Origin of the sequence: Crocosphaera sp., from assembly GCF_030064895.1 — a bacterium.
GTDB lineage: Bacteria > Cyanobacteriota > Cyanobacteriia > Cyanobacteriales > Microcystaceae > Crocosphaera.
Map to the genome: position 1 here is coordinate 1 of NZ_JASJEB010000089.1, position 22,025 is coordinate 22,025.

At 36.4% G+C, this 22,025-nt stretch carries 18 protein-coding genes; 10 read left to right on the forward strand and 8 right to left on the reverse strand.

Annotated elements, in window-relative coordinates; genetic code table 11:
* Positions 1 to 99 precede the first annotated feature (99 nt).
* The 4 genes from QNJ66_RS18105 to QNJ66_RS18120 form a co-directional block, all read right to left on the reverse strand.
* Positions 100 to 222, reverse strand: coding sequence for a hypothetical protein (locus QNJ66_RS18105; protein WP_300509416.1), 123 nt, complete (start codon positions 220 to 222; stop codon positions 100 to 102).
* Positions 222 to 425 (reverse strand): hypothetical protein, encoded by a 204-nt coding sequence (locus QNJ66_RS18110; protein ID WP_300509418.1) that lies wholly within the window; start codon positions 423 to 425, stop codon positions 222 to 224. The genes QNJ66_RS18105 and QNJ66_RS18110 overlap by 1 nt, the downstream gene beginning before the upstream one ends.
* On the reverse strand, positions 422 to 640 hold the full coding sequence (locus QNJ66_RS18115) for a hypothetical protein (RefSeq protein WP_366146293.1): 219 nt from the start codon (positions 638 to 640) through the stop codon (positions 422 to 424). Before QNJ66_RS18115 ends, QNJ66_RS18110 begins: the two co-directional genes overlap by 4 nt.
* Before the next feature lie 108 nt (positions 641 to 748).
* Positions 749 to 5,257: a caspase family protein gene (locus tag QNJ66_RS18120; RefSeq protein WP_300509419.1), complete on the reverse strand. Its 4,509-nt coding sequence runs from the start codon at positions 5,255 to 5,257 to the stop codon at positions 749 to 751.
* Between the two features lie 136 nt (positions 5,258 to 5,393).
* On the opposite strand from QNJ66_RS18120, the gene QNJ66_RS18125 reads away from it, so the two are divergent.
* Together QNJ66_RS18125 and QNJ66_RS18130 are read left to right on the forward strand one after the other, a co-directional pair.
* Complete coding sequence (locus QNJ66_RS18125; protein ID WP_300509421.1) at positions 5,394 to 5,858, forward strand: hypothetical protein; 465 nt, start codon at positions 5,394 to 5,396, stop codon at positions 5,856 to 5,858.
* 24 nt (positions 5,859 to 5,882) lie between these two features.
* Positions 5,883 to 7,190 carry a hypothetical protein gene (locus QNJ66_RS18130; RefSeq protein WP_300509422.1) on the forward strand — a complete coding sequence of 436 codons (1,308 nt, stop codon included), beginning with the start codon at positions 5,883 to 5,885 and terminating at the stop codon, positions 7,188 to 7,190.
* Positions 7,191 to 7,234: 44 nt separating this feature from the next.
* On the opposite strand, the gene QNJ66_RS18135 is transcribed toward QNJ66_RS18130, so the two are convergent.
* Positions 7,235 to 7,609, reverse strand: coding sequence for a NifB/NifX family molybdenum-iron cluster-binding protein (locus tag QNJ66_RS18135; RefSeq protein ID WP_300509425.1), 375 nt, complete (start codon positions 7,607 to 7,609; stop codon positions 7,235 to 7,237).
* Between the two features lie 237 nt (positions 7,610 to 7,846).
* A complete protein-coding gene (moeB, locus tag QNJ66_RS18140; protein ID WP_300509427.1) occupies positions 7,847 to 9,019 on the reverse strand; it encodes a molybdopterin-synthase adenylyltransferase MoeB in 1,173 nt (390 codons plus the stop codon).
* A 143-nt stretch (positions 9,020 to 9,162) separates the two neighbouring features.
* Between moeB and QNJ66_RS18145 the strand changes: the two genes are divergently transcribed.
* From QNJ66_RS18145 to QNJ66_RS18155, 3 genes are all read left to right on the forward strand, one after another.
* The gene (locus tag QNJ66_RS18145; RefSeq protein WP_300509429.1) at positions 9,163 to 10,035 is read left to right on the forward strand and encodes an Rpn family recombination-promoting nuclease/putative transposase; all 873 of its coding nucleotides are present in this window, start codon (positions 9,163 to 9,165) and stop codon (positions 10,033 to 10,035) included.
* A 114-nt stretch (positions 10,036 to 10,149) separates the two neighbouring features.
* A complete protein-coding gene (locus QNJ66_RS18150; protein ID WP_300509431.1) occupies positions 10,150 to 11,604 on the forward strand; it encodes a folate/biopterin family MFS transporter in 1,455 nt (484 codons plus the stop codon).
* Between the two features lie 24 nt (positions 11,605 to 11,628).
* A complete protein-coding gene (locus tag QNJ66_RS18155; RefSeq protein WP_300509434.1) occupies positions 11,629 to 13,113 on the forward strand; it encodes a carotenoid oxygenase family protein in 1,485 nt (494 codons plus the stop codon).
* Between the two features lie 85 nt (positions 13,114 to 13,198).
* Here QNJ66_RS18155 and QNJ66_RS18160 read toward each other — a convergent pair whose 3' ends face one another.
* On the reverse strand, positions 13,199 to 13,669 hold the full coding sequence (locus QNJ66_RS18160; RefSeq protein ID WP_300509436.1) for a dTDP-4-dehydrorhamnose 3,5-epimerase: 471 nt from the start codon (positions 13,667 to 13,669) through the stop codon (positions 13,199 to 13,201).
* A 304-nt stretch (positions 13,670 to 13,973) separates the two neighbouring features.
* On the opposite strand from QNJ66_RS18160, the gene QNJ66_RS18165 reads away from it, so the two are divergent.
* A complete protein-coding gene (locus tag QNJ66_RS18165) occupies positions 13,974 to 14,957 on the forward strand; it encodes a hypothetical protein (protein WP_300509438.1) in 984 nt (327 codons plus the stop codon).
* A 175-nt stretch (positions 14,958 to 15,132) separates the two neighbouring features.
* Here the strand turns inward: QNJ66_RS18165 and QNJ66_RS18170 are convergent, their stop codons facing one another.
* The gene (locus tag QNJ66_RS18170) at positions 15,133 to 15,732 is read right to left on the reverse strand and encodes a M23 family metallopeptidase (RefSeq protein WP_300509440.1); all 600 of its coding nucleotides are present in this window, start codon (positions 15,730 to 15,732) and stop codon (positions 15,133 to 15,135) included.
* A gap of 193 nt (positions 15,733 to 15,925) precedes the next feature.
* Here QNJ66_RS18170 and QNJ66_RS18175 point away from each other — a divergent pair, with 193 nt between their 5' ends.
* The 4 genes from QNJ66_RS18175 (at position 15,926) to QNJ66_RS18190 (ending at position 21,786) form a co-directional block, all read left to right on the forward strand.
* The gene (locus QNJ66_RS18175) at positions 15,926 to 16,309 is read left to right on the forward strand and encodes a hypothetical protein (protein WP_300509442.1); all 384 of its coding nucleotides are present in this window, start codon (positions 15,926 to 15,928) and stop codon (positions 16,307 to 16,309) included.
* Positions 16,310 to 16,311: 2 nt separating this feature from the next.
* The gene (gene msrA, locus QNJ66_RS18180; RefSeq protein WP_300509478.1) at positions 16,312 to 16,785 is read left to right on the forward strand and encodes a peptide-methionine (S)-S-oxide reductase MsrA; all 474 of its coding nucleotides are present in this window, start codon (positions 16,312 to 16,314) and stop codon (positions 16,783 to 16,785) included.
* 19 nt (positions 16,786 to 16,804) lie between these two features.
* Complete coding sequence (locus QNJ66_RS18185; protein WP_300509444.1) at positions 16,805 to 18,118, forward strand: condensation domain-containing protein; 1,314 nt, start codon at positions 16,805 to 16,807, stop codon at positions 18,116 to 18,118.
* 338 nt (positions 18,119 to 18,456) lie between these two features.
* Complete coding sequence (locus QNJ66_RS18190; protein ID WP_300509446.1) at positions 18,457 to 21,786, forward strand: endonuclease/exonuclease/phosphatase family protein; 3,330 nt, start codon at positions 18,457 to 18,459, stop codon at positions 21,784 to 21,786.
* Positions 21,787 to 22,025: the final 239 nt, after the last annotated feature.

A 22,025-nucleotide genomic window follows, 5' to 3' on the forward strand; every position in this document is an offset into this window, starting at 1 on the left:
TCTGACGGATAAGAACGTCTCTTCATAAAACTGTCATAAAAACTTATTCCATAGTTTTATAACCACAAATCTGTGCCGCCTAATTTCTTTATCTTTTCTTTACAAACAGTCTCTTAATCCTGGACTGATAGCATCACTTTCTTCAATTTCTGCTACACCCCAATTAATTCTTAAAACATCAACTTTGCTATCATATTTAGCTGACATTGTTGAATCTCCCATTAACTATTATTTTTGTGTATTTTATTATTAGTATGAGACAAGATGGTTTCTATGTCTTTTCCAGGGGTTCCATAGTTGATAGTAACCGCTTTTGGATCGCTTTCTATTTGTTTCATTCTAACTCTAATAGCTTCTGCATCCGTGGGATTTTTACGGATATAGTCTCGTAATTCTTGGGTTGTCATTTGTTCAAAATTTTTCATGATACAAATCTCCAATTTCCATTTGCATAAACAAGTATTTCTATGGTTTCTGTATCTCCTGCTAAGATATACACAGTTTTAAAAGTGTTATCATAACGAAAAACATAGATAGGTTGTAATAAATTTGACAGTCGGTGACAAATTTCTAGACAGGTTATAGCTTGTTTTTCTGTGGGCATTCTAGTATCATAGCTTTTTGTTGCTAAATTTAGCAACTATAATATACCATAGGAACGTAATTTAATTATTTATTATTTATTACCCATTTTTCAATTCTTCTAACATTTCTAACACTTCATCAGTAAAAGAACTTTCACCTTTATTTACAAATCATCTTCATTATTATCATTATTTTTGCTAGATTCTGCTAACTGTTTAACTTCTTCTTGTAAGGATTTTATATCGAGTTCTTTATCTAATTTTTTAGCTGACTTTAATTTACGGTTAGCTGCTTTAATATCTCCTGTTTCCTCAGCAATAGCAAAACCCTTTCTCACTAAAAATTCTGCTTTTTCCTCATTATTCCAACCCCCATATTTTAAGCAAGTTTCGGCTGCTTTTTCAGCGGTTTCTGCTTCACTTTTTGCCTCATCTTCCATGTCCACTGAAGCAACAGACAGCAACACAGGATGAAACTGTAATCTCTCACATCCTACCTCTAACCAGTCTGACCAATCACCACCACGCCATATTTTCACGGTCTTGTCAAGACTCCCAGAGACGATGTTTCCCTCTGGGGTGATGTCCACCGTCCAGACAGTATTTTGATGACCTTCTAAGGTATGGAGAAGTTTACCTTGAGGACTCCAAACCTTCACGGTCTTGTCAAGACTCCCAGAGACAATGTTCCCATCTGGGGTGATGATCACATTCGATACTAAACCTTGATGACCTTCTAACGTATAGAGAAGCTTACCATCGGGACTCCAGACCTTCACGGTGTTGTCATAACTCCCAGAGACAATGTTTCCCTCTGGGGTGATGGCCACCGTCCTAACCCAATTTTGATGACCTTCTAAGGTATAGAGAAGCTTACCATCGGGACTCCAGACCTTCACGGTGTTGTCATAACTCCCAGAGATAATGTTCCCCTCTTTTGTTAAAGTCACAGTCCAGACCCAATTTTGATGACCTTCTAAGGTATGGAGAAGCTTACCATCGGGACTCCAGACCTTCACGGTGTTGTCTTTACTCCCAGAGACAATGTTTCCCTCTTTTGTTACAGTCAAAGTTAAGATGTCGTCTTGATGACCTTCTAAGGTATGCAGAAGACTACCCTGGGGACTCCAGACCTTCACGGTGTTATCATCACTCCCAGAGACGATGTTTCCCTCTGGGGTGATGGCCACCATTGTAACCTCTTCTTGATGACCTTCTAAGTTATGGAGAAGATTACCCTGGGGGTTCAAGACCTTCACGGTGTTGTCTTCACTCCCAGAGACAATGTTCCCCTCTTTTGTTACAGTCAAAGTTAAGATGGGCTTTTGATGACCTTTTAGGGTATGTAAAAGCTTACCCTGGGGACTCCAGACCTTCACGGTGTTGTCATCACTCCCAGAAACAATGTTTCCCTGTGGGGTTATGGTTACATTCGATACTGAACCTTGATGACCTTCTAAGGGATAGAGAAGCTTACCCTGGGGACTCCAGACCTTCACGGTGTTGTCATCACTCCCAGAGACAATGTTTCCCTCTGGGGTGATGGCCACCGTCCTAACCCAATTTTGATGACCTTCTAAGGTATGGAGAAGCTTACCATCGGGACTCCACACCTTCACGGTCTGGTCCTGACTCCCAGAGACAATGTTTCCCTCTTTTGTTAAAGTCACAGTCCAGACAGTATTTTGATGACCTTCTAAAGTATGGAGAAGCTTACCATCGGGACTCCAGACCTTCACGGTCTTGTCATGACTCCCAGAGACAATGTTTCCCTCTGGGGTAATAGCCACTATCCGAACCCAACCTTGATGACCTTCTAAGGTATGGAGAAGCTTACCCTGGGGACTCCACACCTTCACGGTCTGGTCCTGACTCCCAGAGACAATGTTTCCCTCTGGGGTGATAGCCACAGTTAAGATGTCCTCTTGATGACCTTCTAAGGTATGGAGAAGCTTACCCTGGGGACTCCACACCTTCACGGTCTGGTCCTGACTCCCAGAGACAATGTTTCCCTCTGGGGTCATAGCCACAGTCCAGACCTGCCCTTGATGACCTTCTAAGGTATGGAGAAGCTTACCCTGGGGACTCCAGACCTTCACGGTCTGGTCCTGACTCCCAGAGACAATGTTTCCCTCTGGGGTGATAGCCACCATTGTAACCGATTCTTTATGACCTTCAAAAGAGTTGTGTTCTCTTACTTGATTAATCGCCTCATACAAACTAGATTGCACTTCTAGTAATATTTCAGGAACTTGCCAATCATTGCGATTTTCTCCTGTAGTAGCAATGGCCAATACCAGAGGTTCTAAAGGTTCAATGGGAAACAAGCTCTTAACCGTTGCTGCTTGTTCTTTCAAGGTGGCCAGTTTGGCCCTTTTATTGGATTCGATCGCAAAGAAAGTAGCTACAATAGCCATTAAAGCAACAAAACTGACAAGCCCTATAAATTGCCAACGTCGGATTTTATTTTGTCGGAAACTAGCATTAATACAGTCTTCAGCGACACCATCCAACATCCCCAAATGACCATAATTTTTGAGATATTCCTCAGCTTCTCCTAATTTTGAACCTTGCAACAAATCAGAGGTTTTTCTGCCCTTATTCTGCCATTCTTGCCCTTCTTCTTCTATTTTTCGCTCAGTTACAATCGCTGCACGATATTGATATTTCCATTGTCGCAATTGTTGCCAATGTCTGATTAATGCTTCATGAACCACATCAATTTGTATTTTTGAGGGTTGCTCGTTAATAATTTCTACTAGATCAACTAATTTTTTTCTTCTTTTTTTTGTTAACAAGCTGGCGAAGAGAAATAGATTAACCCGACAGAGAAAAACTAAAACAAATTTATAACTTATGGATTGAGTTTGGATATCGCGAACAATGAGACGATTTTTGTCGCTGGCTAATTTTTGGCTGACTGTATTTAACTGTTTAAAAGTGTGATATTGATTGACTAAATCATTGAGACAAACTCTTCTACGCACATCATAAGTATCTCCTACTTGGGTTAATTCTAAAAAGATTCGTTGAGCAACTTCCCTTTCTTTTTCATCTAAATTATCAAAGACATTACTGGCACGTTTTTCGATAGTTCCTTCGATTCCGCCTAAATTTTGATAGGTTTTTAAGGTTAAAAAGCGTTCTCCTTTATTTCTAGTTTCTTGCCATAACTGGGTTAAAGTATCTTCCAGTAAAGGTAAACTACCAGGATAATCTTCTACATCATTAATTAACTGTTGTTTTAAACTACTTTCTATCAACAAACCTGATTTTTTTGCCGGTTGAACAATAACTTCTTCAATTTCTTCTCGGTTTAAATGTTCAATATTAATATAAGGTTTATTTAGACAGTCAACTAAGTTTTTATATTCCCGTAATCGTCCTCTAAAGTCTGAACGCATCCCCATAATCATACGAAGGTTAGAATAATTATTGAATAATTCGATTAATTGTTTAAAAAATGTTTCACGGGTGCTTTCATCGCACATTGTAAAACATTCTTCAAACTGATCAATGATCATGATAATTTTGGCTTGTTCATTTATCCCTACTTCTGTGCGATAGCGCCGGAACGTAGTGAGGAACTTCTGACTTCCTACTTCTGACCTCATTATGTTGGGTTTCGTTTCCTCAACCCAACCTACGTTTTCTAATTGTTGTAATGGGTTTTCTGTGGGAGAAAATGGAGTTATATAAGTCCATAAGTTGCTCCCTTTTATAACTTGCCCTAATTTTAATTGATATAATAAACCTGCCCGTAACAAGGAAGATTTACCACTACCAGAAGCCCCTAAAACAACAATAAATCTATCTTTTTGGACACGGTTAATTAAATCATTGGTAATTTTAGAACGTCCATAAAAAACATCTGCATCTTCTCTATTTTCCGCAAAATAAGATAGGGAACGATAAGGACATTCATCTTTAAAAATATCTGGAGTATAACGAGTTGTTAATAAAATAGAACCCGAAGAATTAGCAATCAAAGGACGCTGAGAAGTTTGCGCCATTTCCTTTTCAATAAATTCTTTTAACTTATGACTATCAACAATTCCATCAGCATACTCTTCAGGGTTTAAACCTTTTAATAAAGTTTGGGTAAATAATCCTTGTTTATCCCTAATTTCTAACCCTATCTCAGAGGATCTTGTTCCAGTAATCAAACAATAATCTTTATTTTTAGGAAGATACTTAATTAGTTCCCCACTGAAACAACAATCTAACCAAATAATTATTTTTTTTACTGGACTTTTTTCTATTTGTTCCCCCAACCAACTCAGAGGAATACCATAAATTTCTGCATTGGGAAAAACATCGCTAGTTGCTAAAAAAGTATCCTCTTTATTATCAATAATTTTACGCCATCCATGACCCGAAAAATAAAATAAAGCGAGATCCGGGGTTTCCTGTTGAGACGGAGGGTTAAAAAGATTCTTAATTTTTTCTTTTAAATCTTCTGATTTTATCCCTAACCGACTAACATTAGGTTCACTACCTTTTTGAGAAGGTTGTTCGACTAAACGTTGAATGCGAAACTTTTCATAACCGTATTTTTCTAACTTTTTTGCAATATCTTCTGCATCCTTTCTTGCTACGGTTAGATTATTTAAAGTTGTATAAATAGGATATTCATCAATCCCAACAATTAACGCTTCCCATTGCTGTCTCATGAGCTTTGTTTTATAATGGTATTTGTAGTTTTATCTGCTTTAATAAAAAAAAGATAATTAAAGCTATTATACATCAAACAAAAGCAAAACAGGTAAAATCCTGTAGTTTAATTTTACGACACTTAGAGATAACCTAATGAATGCACAAATTTACAACACAAGATTAGCCTTTTTACTCGCATTAAGCGATCTCAAAACTCCTCTCAATGAGGAAGAAAAAGAAACCTTAGCTAATATTGCTCAGCAACTTGATATACAACCATTAGCATGGAAAGATTATACGGAACCCATGTTATTAAAAATGATCCAATCTAATCCACAATTAAGCGAGCAATATAACCAGTATAAAACGAAACTAGAGACACTTCCAGAAACCTCACAAATTTTATCAGGAATAGACCAAGAAATTCAAGCTTTAATTCTTAGAGATGATCCCATGAGAGCAAAAGGTTTTAAACCCAGTAGTAAACCAACAGAATATGATAGTCAAATCAATAATCTTGTGGTTGTGGTCAGTCGTTCCCAAGAACCAGAAAATGCTGTTAAAACAGTATCGTGTCTTGATAAATTGAAACAAACTTTAGGTAATTTAGGTCAATAACATGGAATATTATCAACTAATATAATGAGTGATATTATCTACCCAACGATTGACTTATTTATCTATGATTTAAAAAGTTCTCTGAATGCAACAGACGAAGAAAATCGTGAACTTGAAGTCTATTTTCGTAAGAAACTTCCCAAAAAAACTAAGTTAGTTGATACCGACATAGAAATTGAATATTTAGAACTACTTCCTGAACAAAAAACCATTGATTTTGTTAACCAAAATAGAAACCTAGAAGGATACTATTATCCTGTCCGTTTAAACGATACTTATGGGTTACAAATAGATTGTTCTGTTGACAATATAACTCACCCTCAACCCCTTAAAAATTTTGCTTTTATTAAAGAAGAAATTGAAGCAAAATTAAGAGGAAAAACTGCGAATATAGGACAGACATGGATGTTATCTGGTTGTCTTCCTAAAAATAATCGTAAATCTGTCCAAGAAATTGCTAAATACTGTTATGATTTATTTGGAGTAAATAGTGATTTTGAACAAGATTTACAAAGACGGGGACGGCTATTTGGAGGCGAATTTCTTGAATTTTGGCAATATCAACCAAGTCAAGGGATTAACTTACATATTGTTGTTGTTATTTATCCTAACCTGCAAAGTATGGAAAAAGCAGCAGATTTATACCAAGATTGGATCGGATTATTCTCATATAAACATAAAATTTTATTCGCTTATAGTCAGAGTCGTTTAATTAAAAAAAATCTGGTTGAATATTATCAAAAAATTGAAGAAAATAAAAAAAGTATTGAGCAAAATAAAAAGATAAAGACGGATAAAAAAATAAAAGAAGCTGAAAATATTATAGAAACTTATATTGTCGATCTTCCTCAACTAAACTTTCAAAAACAAATTGTAGATATTAATTTAATTAATTATAAAACTCGTTTGGCAATTATCAAAAACAAAATTCTAGAATCTGATAACTTGCAATTTTTGAATAAATTTAGTGAATTATCCGAGCAAAAATATATTGTACAAATAGAAAAAGATTATGAAAACATGGAACTGGGACTAAGATTATTAGAGAGTAATATCAACATTATCCGCAGTAGAATAGAAGCAGAAAAAGCCAAAAGCGATCGCAGTTTTCAAAACTTAGTAACCCTGGTAGGAACAGGAACCGCATTAATGGCTTTAATTGACGATGAAGGCAAAAAGTGTAAAGCTATAACTGAGGTAATATCTAATCCATTGATAGATAACGTATGTAATGATCCTGTGGGAAAATTCATTGGGTTTCCCATAATCATGATTTTTGTATTAGGCTGTTTAGGATTAGTTTTGAAAGGGATATTAGCTAAAGTCAGTTAACAGTTAACAATGATCAGTTAACAGTTAACTGTTATCAATAAATATTAATGATTTAAACAACGACCATCTTCCCCGTGGGGAGTCGGTTCTAATGTTGCTATATTGCCTTGTATAACCCCATGAATTGCTTCTAAGGGATTAGTTTCTGAGGTAATATAAACTGTAATACCACGGCGACTTAAACGCTCTTTTAAACCCACTCCTGCTTCTCCTGTAATTAAAATATAATTGTCTAGAGGATGGGGTGTTATATCATCATCGTGGAGATCGTGAAATGTGGGTTGAGTATGAGGAACTTCTAACTTTTCAACTAAAGTAGGTTTAATATCTTGAGTTGCTTCATAAACCAAAAATTTACGAGCGCGTCCTGTTTTTCCTGTAATGGTGCAAAAATCATCACTCACAAGGGCAAACTTCATGGTTAATTTCCTAATTTTATCGTCTTATTTCTGTTTAAAAATGCTAACATAAGAAAACTTTTCAACTATTAAAAACAAGAAAAATTTAATGACCTGAGTGCGGAGTTCTGAGTTTTTTCCATGATATAATCAGGTCTAAAGATTCTTGATTATAACTGGTAACTGGTAACTGAAAACTGAAAAACCCACTTCTAAAACATTAGAAGCAGGTAGATTCTCGTGAAAACAAATTAATATTTAGTATTGAGGAACATTAGGATCAACTTCTTGACTCCAAGCAGTAATACCACCTTTAACGTTAGTTCCTTCTACTCCGGCCTCTTGCAGAATTTTTAAAGCTTTGGCAGATCGCCCTCCCATCTTACAATGAGCAATCAAACGGTGATCTTTAGCTAACTCTTTCACTTTCTCAATCCCAGATCCCTGTTCAATATCTGGTAGAGGAACTAAGACAGAACCAGGAATACGGGCGATCTCATATTCATTGACGTTACGCACATCAATTAATACAAACGCATCAGCACCGTGATCCATTAAATCCTTAAGATCCTTGACGCTAATTTCAGGAATAGCTGCTTTTTCTTCCGTTGCGGCGGCTTGAGCTTGAGGGATGCCACAAAACTGCTCATAATCAACCAATTCCTCAATAATAGGTCGTTCTGGGTTCGGTCGTAGCTTCAACTCCCGAAAGGTCATATCCCAGGCATTGTACAACAATAAACGCCCACTGAGGGTATTTTTTGCCCCTAAAATGATTTTAATGGTTTCGGTGGCTTGAATGGTGCCGATAATGCCGGGTAATACCCCTAAAACGCCTCCTTCTGCACAGGAGGGAACCATTCCTGGTGGGGGAGGTTCTGGGTATAGGTCGCGGTAGTTGGGACCCCCTTCGTAGTTAAATACGGTTGCTTGGCCTTCAAAGCGGAAAATAGATCCATAAACGTTGGGTTTATTCAACAATACGCAAGCATCATTGGTGAGGTAGCGAGTAGGAAAGTTATCCGTTCCGTCTACAATCACGTCATAGGGTTCCATGATCTTGAGGGCATTTTCCGAAGAAAGACGGGTTTCGTACAAATCTACCTGACAAGCAGGGTTTATCTCTAAAATGCGGTTTTTAGCTGATTCAATCTTCGGTTTATTTACCCAAGAAGTGCCATGAATAATCTGACGTTGTAAATTAGAACTGTCAACAATATCAAAATCAACAATTCCAATGCGTCCAATACCAGCAGCAGCTAGGTATAATAAAAGGGGAGATCCTAAGCCTCCGGTTCCGATACAGAGAACACTGGCAGCTTTTAAGCGTTTTTGACCGTCTAGCCCCACTTCTGGCAAGATAATGTGGCGAGAGTATCTTTCAATCTCTTCTTTGTTGAGTTCTATTGCTTCTAAATTAGGGTTTAGCATAGGCGTTGTCATTAATTGACCTAATAACGCACGGTTTTTTGAGGGGCGTGGATCATTATCTTAGCAGAATTTACTGAGAGTGAACAGTAACCGCTAAGGGATAAAGGTTAAACTTTTATGGAGTTGTTATAGTTAAAGTCTTTATGCGTCGAGACTCAATTTTTTACAAACTTTTTCAAACTTATCCTGGTTTATTGTTTGAACTGTTGACAAATCCACCAGAAAATGCTTCAGACTACAGATTTGATTCCGTTGCTGTAAAAGAACCGAGATTCGAGATAGATGGGGTATTTTTACCACCAGAAAAGGAAAGTCCAGGGGTAGTATATTTTTGTGAAGTACAGTTTCAAAAAGATGAAAGATTGTACGAGAGAGTATTTGCCGAATTATTCCTATACTTTTATCGCAATCGTGATCGATTTAGCAATTGGAAAGTGGTCATTATCTATCCTAACCGTAACACCGAACAAAATGATACTATTCCTTATTATACCTTGCTCAATAGTGAGCAAGTAAATCGGATTTATCTAGATGAATTAGGGAATATTCGAGAATTACCGTTAGAAATAGCAGTGATGCTGTTAACTACTATCGATGATAAACAAGCATCGCAAGAAGCCAAGTATTTATTACAAAAAAGTCAACAAGAACTACCTCAAGAATTAAACCAAGGCATAATAGAATTAATCACTACAATAGTAATGTACAAATTTGAACAACTTAGTCAAAAGGAGGTAGAAGAAATGTTAGGAATTACCATTAAGGAAACGCAAGTTTACCGAGAAATCAAGCAAGAAGGACGAGAAGAAGGACGAGAAGAAGGAAAAAAAGCAGAGGCACGTTCGCTAATTTTCCGTCTCTTAGGGAAGCGAGTGGGAGAATTATCTCCAGCAGTCCATCAAAGCATTGAAAATCTGTCCTTGGAACAATTAGAAAACCTCGGTGAAGCACTGCTTGATTTTAGCAGTATGACTAATTTGGAGAATTGGTTAGAAGAAAACAACAGGGAAAATTAATGTCAGCCTAGTTTAGTTAATCGTAAACCTTTATCAGTGGGCTTTATTTATGTCCGACTATTTAACTAAATAATTGCTTATGATAGATAAAGTTATAAAACTTTACTTATCTTCATGAGTGCGACGTTTTCTTCCTTAAGACAAATCAAAAAGACATTTACAAAAACGGTATTATTCGGCAATAAACCTAGTGTTGAACTATTTGCTATTCTTAGCGTCTATTTTGTCCAAGGTATCTTAGGTTTAGCCCGTTTAGCGGTGAGTTTCTTCCTTAAGGATGATTTAGGGTTAACTCCGGCCCAGATGGGTGCATTAACTGGTATTGCTGCGGTTCCTTGGGTGATAAAACCCCTCTTTGGATTTATTTCGGACGGTTTACCCATATTTAGCTATCGTCGTCGTCCTTATCTGGTGATTTCGGGACTATTAGGCAGTTTATCCTGGATATTATTGGCTACAGTGGTGAATAATGCCTGGTCGGCCAGTTTTACTCTATTATTAACTTCTGTTTCCGTTGCTATTAGCGATGTGATCGTTGACTCGTTGGTGGTAGAAAGAGCCAGAAAAGAGTCTTTAAGTCAAGCAGGATCTTTACAATCCTTAACTTGGGGCGTTTCAGCTTTTGGAGGGTTAATTACAGCTTATTTAAGTGGTTGGTTATTGGAAAGATTTAGTAATCAAATTGTCTTTGAAATTACTGCTATTTTTCCTTTTCTTGTTTGTTTGGCTGCTTGGTTAATTGCGGAGAAACCTATTAGCAGAGATGAGTTAATTTCTCAACAGGATCAATCTTTGGTTAAGCAACAAATAAAACAGGTATGGAAGGCGATTAAACAGAAGTCAATTTTTTTGCCAACTGCTTTTGTTTTTCTCTGGCAAGCTACTCCTAATGGTGATTCTGCTTTCTTTTATTTTACTACCAATGAATTAGGATTTGAACCAGAATTTTTAGGGCGAGTTCGTCTGGTTACTAGCGTAGCTGCATTATTAGGAGTATTGATTTATCAAAAGTTTCTTAAAAATGTTTCCTTTAGAAAAATCTTAGGTTGGAGTGTGGTTATTTCTTCTGCTTTGGGTATGACCACATTATTGCTAGTTACTCATACTAACCGATTGCTAGGAATTGATGATCATTGGTTTAGTTTAGGAGACAGTTTAATTTTAACTGTTGCTGGACAAATTGCTTTTCTACCAGTTTTAGTATTATCGGCTAGATTATGTCCTAAAGGTATCGAAGCTACTTTATTTGCTTTGTTAATGTCCATTATCAATCTGGCAAATTTATTATCCCATGAATTAGGCTCACTTCTCACCCATTGGTTAGGCGTAACAGAAACTAATTTTAATAATCTTTGGTTACTAATAACTATTACTAACCTCTCAACTTTATTACCTTTACCCTTGGTTAAGTGGTTGCCCAACAACGATCCTCAATCTGAAGGATTAGAGGAACAAGATAATATAAGTTATATGGGTGAAGTTTATGAAAATAAAGCTTTAGGAACGATGGCCGATAATGATATAATCCCTGAAGTCATTCCTGAATTTGTCACTAACAAAAACAAGTAAACTCTTTTAAATCAATTTGAAATCATGACTAATTTAATTATTGAAGACAAACAAAATTTATCCTACGATCCTGAAAAGTGGCAACAAGGTTATCAGTCTCAACCTAATGAATATGAGTATTTTATTGAAGATATAGAAGGAAAAATACCTGAGCAATTACAAGGAACTCTATTTAGAAACGGGCCAGGTTTATTAGAAGTACAAGGAACCCCCCTACAACATCCTTTTGATGGAGATGGAATGGTTTGTGCTATTTCCTTTTTACCTAACGGAAAAGTACATTTTCGTAATCGTTTTGTTCGCACAGAAGGCTATGTACAAGAACAAAAAGCAGGTAAAATGATTTATCGGGGGGTGTTTGGAACCCAAAAACCAGGGGGGTGGATCAACAATATTTTTGACCTTAAAGTAAAGAATATTGCTAATACTAATGTTATTTACTGGGGCAAAAAATTACTGGCACTTTGGGAAGCTGCTGAACCTTATCGACTCGATCCTAAAACATTGGAAACTGTCGGTATCGACTACTTAGATGGTGTATTAAACCCAGGTGGTTCTATTTCCGCTCACCCTTGTTTTGATCCTAGTTGTGAATTAGATAATGGTCAACCTTGTCTAGTTAATTATTCCATTAAACCAGGACTTTCTAGTAAAATTACTATCTATGAATTTGCCCCGGATGGTAAGTTATTACGTTGTCATTCTCATGTAGTTGCTGGGTTTTCTTTTATCCATGATTTTGCAATTACTCCTAATTATTGTATCTTTTTACAAAACTCTGTTAATTTTAATCCTTTACCTTTTCTTTTTGGTCTGAAAGGTGCAGGAGAATGTGTTAACTTTCAACAAAATCAACCTAGTAAGTTAATCATTATTCCTCGAACTCCTAACGATGAAAAGATAAAAATTTTAGAAACAAATGCAGGTTTTGTATTTCATCATGTTAATGCTTTTGAAGATGTGAATAATATCTACTTAGATTCAATTTCTTATGAATCTCTTTCACAAGTTAACTTAGACACTGACTACAAAGAAATAGATTTTAATAATATAGATCCTGGACGGTTATATCGCTTTAAGATTGACCTAGAGAGTGAAACAGTTAACAAAGAAATGATCGACAGTCGTTCTTGCGAGTTCCCTTCTATTAACCCCAAAAATCTTGGTAGAAAATATCGCTATTTATTTATAGGAACTACTCATAAAGATCAAGGTAATGCACCTCTCCAAGCTATCCTTAAACTTGACTTATTAACAGGTAAAAAACAGGTACATTCTTTTGCACCACAAGGTTATGTTGGAGAGCCAATGTTTGTTTCTAAACCTAATGCAGCTTCTGAAGATGAAGGATGGGTTTTAGTGATAGTTTATGATGGAGATAAACACCGTTCTGATCTTGTAATTTTAGATGGCGAAAATTTAGAAAAAGAACCCATTGCTACTTTACATCTGAAACACCATATTCCTTATGGACTTCATGGAAACTGGACATCAGAAGTTTTCATCTAATTATAAATAAGGGACAATTAAATAATTGTCCCAAAATATCTCAATAAATTTTTGTTCACTAAAAATATGATTTAATAAACAACTATTATGCTTCTAACAATATAGAGTCATTTTCCCTATCCAGTTTCTCCTTTTCTCTGGTTTCTAACATAGTGTTGATTTTATCAAGATCGTAAGGAAAAGGGCGTTTCATTGGTCGATAATCTAATGGATGAGATTCACCATGACGTAAGACAGCATTGACTAACAAACAGTCTTCTGAACTCAAGTTAATTGCCCCATGAGGAACTCCTGGAGGAATAGCAACAACTTGAGGATTATCTTCACTTAAGAGTATATAATTATACCGTCTATTATGAAGTGCAACCAGAATAAAACTTCCCCGAACTACTAATAGTTGATCTGTCTGAAAATGATGCACAAATAGTTCATCAATTGTTCCTCTGGGAACCTGCACTAACATTGTCTCATCACTAGATTGTGGTGTATAAAATTGTGCCATTCCCCCTTGTATTGATTCGAGTTTTCGTAGCGATATACCTGGTTTTAAACCCATATTATTTTTCCTTTTTTTCTATTTTTTTTATCTTAACAATTCTTTCCATAAAAATATGTAAATTAAAATACATAATATGACCATTGTATGATATGTGTTCAATGACAGTAACTTTGTTCTATGGTATTTGCACAAAAATAAACTCATAACGACTATGCTATGTGAGCAATTATATCAATTAAACAATCTTATAAAATATTAAATAAAGTAATTATTCTTTAGGAAAATAAACACTTGTTCATCCCTTTTCAAACTATAATTGTAACCATCTAAAATTGTAGATTTAATGTTGAGAAAGAGCAGAATGAAACATCTAATAAAAGCCTTATTATTGCTAATAATTTGTGTATACTCTATCACAATATTTGTAACACCAGCCATAGCCAGTGTTAAATTAAACGGCGCATTTGTAGCCAACAAATCCTGTGAAGCATTACAATCAATGAGAAAAGAAACCAACCCTGGTAATGTATTTGTGGAAGCAGATGAAACTTATGAAGTTGTTGCTAAAAATAAAGAAGATGCTACACATTATCAAATTAAAATTAAGGGAGTAGAGCCTTCGATACGTTGGGTAGCAAGGGACTGCGGAAAAGTAATAGCACAAACTTTCCTTAATGAAGATTATTTATTAGCCCTAAGTTGGCAACCAGCATTTTGCGAAACCCGTCCCGAAAAAACAGAATGTTTAACCGAAGATATCAAAAGATTTGAAGCTACCCATTTTGTTTTGCATGGTTTATGGCCTCAACCTTACGACAATGCATATTGTGGTGTAAGTAAAGATATAATTGACCTAGATAAAGATAGTAGTAAATGGCTAGAAATGCCAGCTATAGAATTATCAAAGAAAACCAGAAAAAAATTAAGAAAAAAAATGCCTGGATTCGCTTCTGGTTTACATCTTCATGAATGGTATAAACATGGAACTTGTTACTCAGAATCTCCCGAAGAATATTATCAAGAATCCATAGCTTTATTAAATCAGGTTAATAAGTCTGCTGTTCGTGATTTATTTGTAGAAAATCTCGGGAAAGAACTAAATGCTACAGAAATTAGTCAAGAGTTTCAAGCAGCATTTGGAAATAATTCAGGGGATAAAATTGCGGTAAAATGTCGTAACGATAAAGACGGCAATCTCAATAATATGATTACCGAATTATGGATTAATCTTAAAGGTAAAATAGAAAAATATACCTCCATTAATCAACTTCTAGAAAATGCTCCTGATGCAGATTTAGGTAGTTGTCAAGGGGAAATTGATCCGATGCCAGTTAATGAAGCTTAGACTATAAAATTTTCCTTATATGGCTTATGAATTTATTTTTATAAGCCATTTTATTTAATAATTTTGTATAGTTAGTAATTCCAATCCTTGTTCCAATAAAGCTTGATTATTTTTCCTTTAAAGCTTAGTTGATTTTTTAACCATTGCAGCTTATTTTTAAAGGTCAAACTAATACTTAAAGATTCGCTTGACCCCCATACATTTCTTGCAAAACCAAAGCCGGATCTAAATATTCTCCCCGATATTTTAAACCCCAATGAAGATGTGGCCCTGTTGTCCTTCCCGTCATTCCCACACGACCTATTCTCGCACCCGAAGGAACATCTTGACCCAACCAGATAACAAGTCCCCCTTCCCTATCAATAAAATAACGTCCTTCGGAACTATCTTCCACCGTTCCCATCAAATGACAATAGATGTGAGTCCAATTTCCTGATTGAATGGTAATCATGGTTCCACAAGCTGTATGATCAGAAAGCGCAACCACTCGGCCTGCCCACCAGTTACGGACATAACTCCCCAAAGGTGCAGCTAAGTCTAAACCTCGGTGAAACTGATATTGTCCCGTGACAGGAGAAGTGCGATAACCATATCCGGAAGTATAGGTTTGGAAATTTTCCACCGGAAACGACGCATATTGCCAGGTATTGCTAGAATTAGTAGCAGGAACGTACTGCGCTTGAGAGGGAACTTCTCGCCACCCATTCAGACCCAAAGGAAGTAATAAAGTAGCGATCGCCATAAAGAGTAATTTTTTATTTAAAGACTGCATCATAACACCACTCACACTAAAATCAGACAAAGATTAAGAATTGTATATCCGTTGCATGATAACTGTTTTTAAGCTCTGTTGCCTAGTGTTTTTTTGTGCATTTAATCAATTATTTGTCAAGTGAAGTTAGATAAACCTAAAATTTGTTACAATCGAAAAATTATTAATTGTTTTTCAATCAAGAGTTTCATAATTTATGGTTATTAATTTTATTCCCTTTCGCTTTTCCATAGATACAGTTGTCATTGCTGGAACTTGTTTATGGTCATTATCTCTCTATTTAGGACTCTCTTCTTTTAGAAACAATGTTATCGAAGGTTTAAATCGTTGGTTTAATTTTGCTGAGCGATCGCTCTATACAACGCAAGAAGAATTTGAGAAAACCCGTCAAGCGAGAGAGTCTCAAAATGCTTTTTATGCCTCTCTTTTTAGCATTCTTCCCTTCTTTATTATTGGAGGATTTTGTAATTGGGGTGTAGAATTAGGATTAGGTCAAAGTTGGTCTATTAGTATGGGAATTTTAGCTTGTATGGCCTGCGGTATTTATGAATTAGGTCGTAGAAGTACAGAGTCGAGTTAATTATTGGATTTATGGAAAAAGCAACATTTGGAGCGGGATGTTTTTGGGGAGTAGAAGCTGCTTTTCGTAAGTTAAAAGGAGTTATTTCTACTTCCGTCGGTTATATGGGTGGACATTGGCCAAACCCTTGCTATTTAGATGTTTGTGCGAGGGTAACTGGTCATGCTGAGGTGGTGCAAATTGAATATGATTCTACCATAATTAGATATGAACATCTATTAGAAACATTTTGGAAAATTCACGATCCTACCAGTTTAAATCGCCAAGGATATGACAGAGGGGAGCAGTATCGCTCCGTAATTTTTTGTCATAGTTCTGAACAAGAAAAACTAGCAATAAAATCTAAAATAAAACTACAAAATTCTGGTCAATATGATAAGGATATTGTCACAGAAATTAAAGCAGTATCCGATTATTATTTAGCAGAAGACTATCATCAACAATACTTTGAAAAGCAAAAAAGTAACCGAGTTTAAATAATTGAGAGACTAATTAATGCTTAATGAACGTAGTTTAACATCTATAGAAGAAGGAATTTATATATTAAATAAATATTCTGGTTGTTTTTCTGTTGCTACTATTAGCCATCTTCGAGGTAAAATTAATCTGAAAAAACTACAACAATCTATTGATATTATACAAGATAAATATGATATTCTTCGGTGTAATATAATTAAACAAGATAGTAATTTAAAATTTAAGTTAAAAGAATTAGAAACAGTAAAAGTTATTCTGGAAATTATTGATAATTGTCATAATAAATCTTGGGAAGATATTGTTATTGAAAATATAAATCAACCTTTGAATCTATCAAAAAATATGTTGAGATGTCTTTTGATAAGGCCAGAATCTAAGGATGATGAAGCTTATTTTATTACAATAATTTTTCATGCTATTGCCGATGGACTATCATCAGTAAAACTTCATTATCTAATTTTTCAAAACTACGAAAATATAGTTAAAAATAAAAGTATTGAATCCAGAAATAGACTAGATATAACCTCTATTTATAATCAAAAATTCAATAATATATTAGGTTATATTAGAGCAATTTTATCTGTAATTGAACTGCAAATAAGAAGCAAATTTTATAAACCCAAAAAACTAAATCCAGATAAAATTATACCCATTAAAGAAAGAGAAGGACATTTTTTAAACTATTGTTTAGACGAAGAAATAACAAAAAAAATAATAGTTAAAAGTAAACAAGAAAATATTACAGTTAATAGTTTACTCACTGCTGCTATTTTATTAGCGATCGCCGATGAAATCAAGATTAAAGAGCAAGAAAAATTTGCTCTATATTGTCAATGTTATGTTGACTTAAGAAAAAGGTTAGATCCTCAAGTTAGTGACGAATACCTAGAAATTCTTATTTCTTCATTGATGTCTTTTTATAACCTGAAACCGCAAACTAACCTTTTATCTTTAGCAAAAGAAGTTAATAATAAGACAAAAAAAGAATTAGAAAAACGAGATTTTATGTATTATTCTTTACTATTAAAACCAATTGTTAAAACATCGATAAATAATACACAAAGATTCACCCCAAGTGTTGGAGTTAGTAATCTAGGAAAAATTAACTTTAAAAGAAATTATGGAGATTTTACCCTAGAAAATATTTGCTTTGTCCCTAATGTTTCAATTTATAATTATTCCCTTTCCTTGTCTATTTCCACCTTTAATAATAAAATGACAATTAATTTTGCTTTTTCTTACCCATCTTTTAGTTACGAAAAAATTGATAAAATTGCCCAAACTATGATCAAGATACTCACAGATACTATTGATAGTAGTAAAAACAAATAGTTAAAATATTTTTAACAGAATAAAATATAAAAATCTTTATAGTTTGTTTATAGCCTAGTTCTAAGTTAAGTTGAAGTTAACTTAAAACTAACAAAAAGATAATAAAAAGCCACTTTTTGTTTAAGGATAAATTAATAAATAAAAAACTGTCTCTAATCTTTAAAAAATAACAAAAATAAATCTACGCAGTTATACATAATCTTTAAAAATTAATATGTTAATTTAGTAGGCGTTTATTCTAAATACCCAGAAAAAACACTACTCTTTTAAACAGTAAAGAGTAAGGTCAGTTTGTGGTCTAGAAAAATACAGTATCTTAGATAAGTCAAACAATAAAAATGGCTGGAACTACATTATTACCAGGGGATATTGCCATTATAGGCTTCAATTTTGATAACCCCGACGAATTCGCCTTTCTCCCATTGGTGGATATAACTGCCGGTACCGAAATCCAATTTACCGATAACGGTTGGAAAGCAGACGGTACATTTAGAGCAAATGAAGGCACCTTTACCTGGACAGCAGACACAGATATTACTGCCGGAACAGTAATTAATCCTACTGTCAGTAGTGTTTTATTCTCCGCCAGTGGTGATCAAATCATTGCTTATCAAGGAGACGACAGCAACCCCAGCTTTATTTACGCCCTCAACAGTGAAGGAAACCCTGGTGTATGGCAGTCAGACTCCACCAGTTCCAACACTTCCGCACTTCCCACTGGCTTAGTCAATGGGGAAACAGCAGTAGCTTTAAACGAGGTTGACAACGCCGTTTATACAGGGATAACCACTGGTACAAAAGCAGAATTATTAGCTGCTATCAGTGATAATTCTAATTGGTCTGGCAATAACAGTAGCAGACAAACCCTACCAACCGACCCCTTTATCCTCACAGATGTAGGAGGTGGCACCACCACAACCCCTTTAATCAGCGAATTTCAACCTAACCCAACAGGGAGTGATCCTAGTACCACAACCATTGAACTCAGTGGGACACCAGGAGACTCCTTTAATGGTGTCATCGTTAGTATTGAGAGTGATCCAGGTAGTTCTAACCCAGGGGACATCAATAATTTTGAGTCAGTCTCAGGGGTTTTTGATACTAATGGGTTGTTAACCGTCAATATTCCTGATTTAGAGAATCCCTCTTTCACCATCGCTTTACTATCTGAGTTTACAGGTAGTACCGCTACAGACATTGACACCGACAATGATGGGGTAGCAGATAACCTATCCAGCTTTGGAACAGTTTTTGATGCCATCGGAGTTCCTGATAGTGTAGGCGATGAAGTATTCTTATATGGAACAGACCTTGGTGGAGTGGACTTTGCCCATACAGGAGATGAACCCAGACTCATTTTCCGAGATGGAAGTGTGGGGGATCTTTATGCCATTAATGATCCTGACAACGGCCAAGTTTTTGATATCAATGGAACTGACGTAACCCCCGCCATTTTTGATAGTGATCCTACCTTGGGAACAGATACCTTCGGAACTATCAATCCCAGTGTTGGTGATGGTGGTGGTGATAATGGTGGTGGTGAACAACCCACTTTAACCGCCATCTACGAGATTCAAGGGCAAGGTCACACCTCCACTTTAGAAGGTCAAGTAGTTACTACAACAGGTATTGTCACAGCAGTTGATAGTAATGGCTTTTATCTGCAAGATGCAACTGGAGATAGTAATGATGCCACCTCTGATGGGATTTTTGTCTTTACTGGTTCAACACCTGGAGTTATTGTCGGTGATGAACTGCAAGTTGAAGGGACAGTCTCTGAGTTTACCCCTGGTGGTACTTCTAGTCGGAACCTATCCACAACTCAGATTAGTAGTCCTAACATAACCAATCTTTCCAGTGGGAATATGCTGCCGACAGCAGTTATTATCGGTTCCGGGGGTCGGGTTCCACCAACAGAAAATATTGATGATGATGCCTTTGGCAGCTTTGATCCAACCACCGATGGAATTGACTTTTTCGAGTCCTTAGAAGGAATGCGAGTCACCGCTCAAAACCTTGTAGCAATCGCTCCTACAAACCGCTTCGGTGAAATCTTTGCCGTTGTTGATAATGGTGTCGGTGCCACAGGAATTAGCGATCGCGGAACCCTTAACATCAGTCCCGACGACTTCAACCCCGAAAAAATTCAAATTGATCAAGATTCAGGGGTTTTTGACTTCAACTTTCCCAGTGTTAATGTTGGAGATAGTCTAGGTAACGTCACTGGGGTTGTCAGCTATGGTTTTGGTAACTTTGAAATCCTTCCCACCGAAGACTTCACTAGCAATATTACCTCTGGTAACTTACAACAAGAAACCACGACCCTGGCAGGAAACGCCGATCAACTCACAGTTGCCAGTTATAACCTTCTCAATCTCGATCCCAATGATAGTGATGGGGATGCCGATGTTGCCAATGGTCGCTTTAACAACATTGCCAACCAGATAATTAACAACCTGAACACACCGGATATTATTGGACTCCAAGAAATTCAGGATAATAACGGTTCTGTCAATGATGGGACCATTGCTGCTGATCAAACCCTCCAGGAGTTAATTGACGCGATCGCTGCGGCTGGCGGTCCCACTTACCAATTCATCGACAATACCTTTATTACAGATGGTGCAAGCGGTGGTCAACCAGGTGGAAATATCCGCACTGCCTTCCTGTATAATCCCAATCGTGTCAATTTAGTGGCTGGTTCCGTTCAAACCATTGGAGACCAAAATCCTGGTAGTGCCTTCCAGGGCGCACGTTTACCACTTGTGGCCGACTTTGAGTTTAATGGTCAAGAAGTCACTGTTGTTAACAACCACTTTTCCTCTAAAGGAGGCAGTGCGCCCATTCTTGGTATCGAACAACCGTTTGATGCTCGTCAAGAAGACGTAACCGTTAACGGTAGTTTAGATGAGCGACAAGCTCAGGCCAACGCAGTCCAAGGATTTGTGGCAAATTCCCTAAGTGCCGACCCCAATGCCAATCTTGTCGTCTTAGGAGATTTCAACGAATTTGAGTTTGTTTCCCCCCTTAATACCCTAGAACAGAACCTGACCAACTTAACAGAAACACTACCTGAAAATGAGCGTTATAGCTTCATTTTTCAAGGGAATTCTCAGTCTCTGGATCATATTTTGGTCAGCGATAGCTTGACTCAAGGTGCGGAATTCGACATTGTTCATGTCAACAGTGAATTTGTGGAAACTAATCAGCGAGCAAGCGACCACGATCCCTTAATTGTTCGTTTGAATTTGGAAAGTCCTGCACCATCGAACCCTGGATTAATAATTGAGGGAACTTTCAGGAGAGATACTTTAGTTGGAACCGATGGTAACGATACGATAACAGGTTTCCGACGCAGAGATATCCTAACAGGTGGTGGTGGTAGCGATACCTTTGTATACACTAGCTTACGAGATGGACGAGATATCATTACTGATTTTGAGGTAGGTAGCGATCAAATTGATCTTTCTCAAGTCCTGAATGCCATTGGTTTTAGTGGTATTGATCCCATTGCTGATGGTTATATAGGTTTTGTCTCCAGTTCTAATGGAACCTATTTAACCATTGATCCTGATGGTATTTCTGGATCTGGACGTTCTCATTCTATCTTGCTTGCTCAAGGAGTGACGGTAGCAGAATTCAACAATCCGGACAACTTTATTTTCTAAAAAGTCCTTGATCCCTCATTGTTGAGGGATTAGGGATGCTCTAAGACATTACATATTCCTCAACAAAATCATGAATAACCTATTTCAACCATTTTCTTTCCTTGTTACAACTTCTCTTGTCAGTCTTGCTGCTATTTATCCTCATACCTAGAAAACTGTGAGCGAGAGATAGCCAGTCCGTTTTAACGGCTGGCAGTGGAGCGAACCGGGGTTTTAACCCCCCGTATCTATTTAATTAG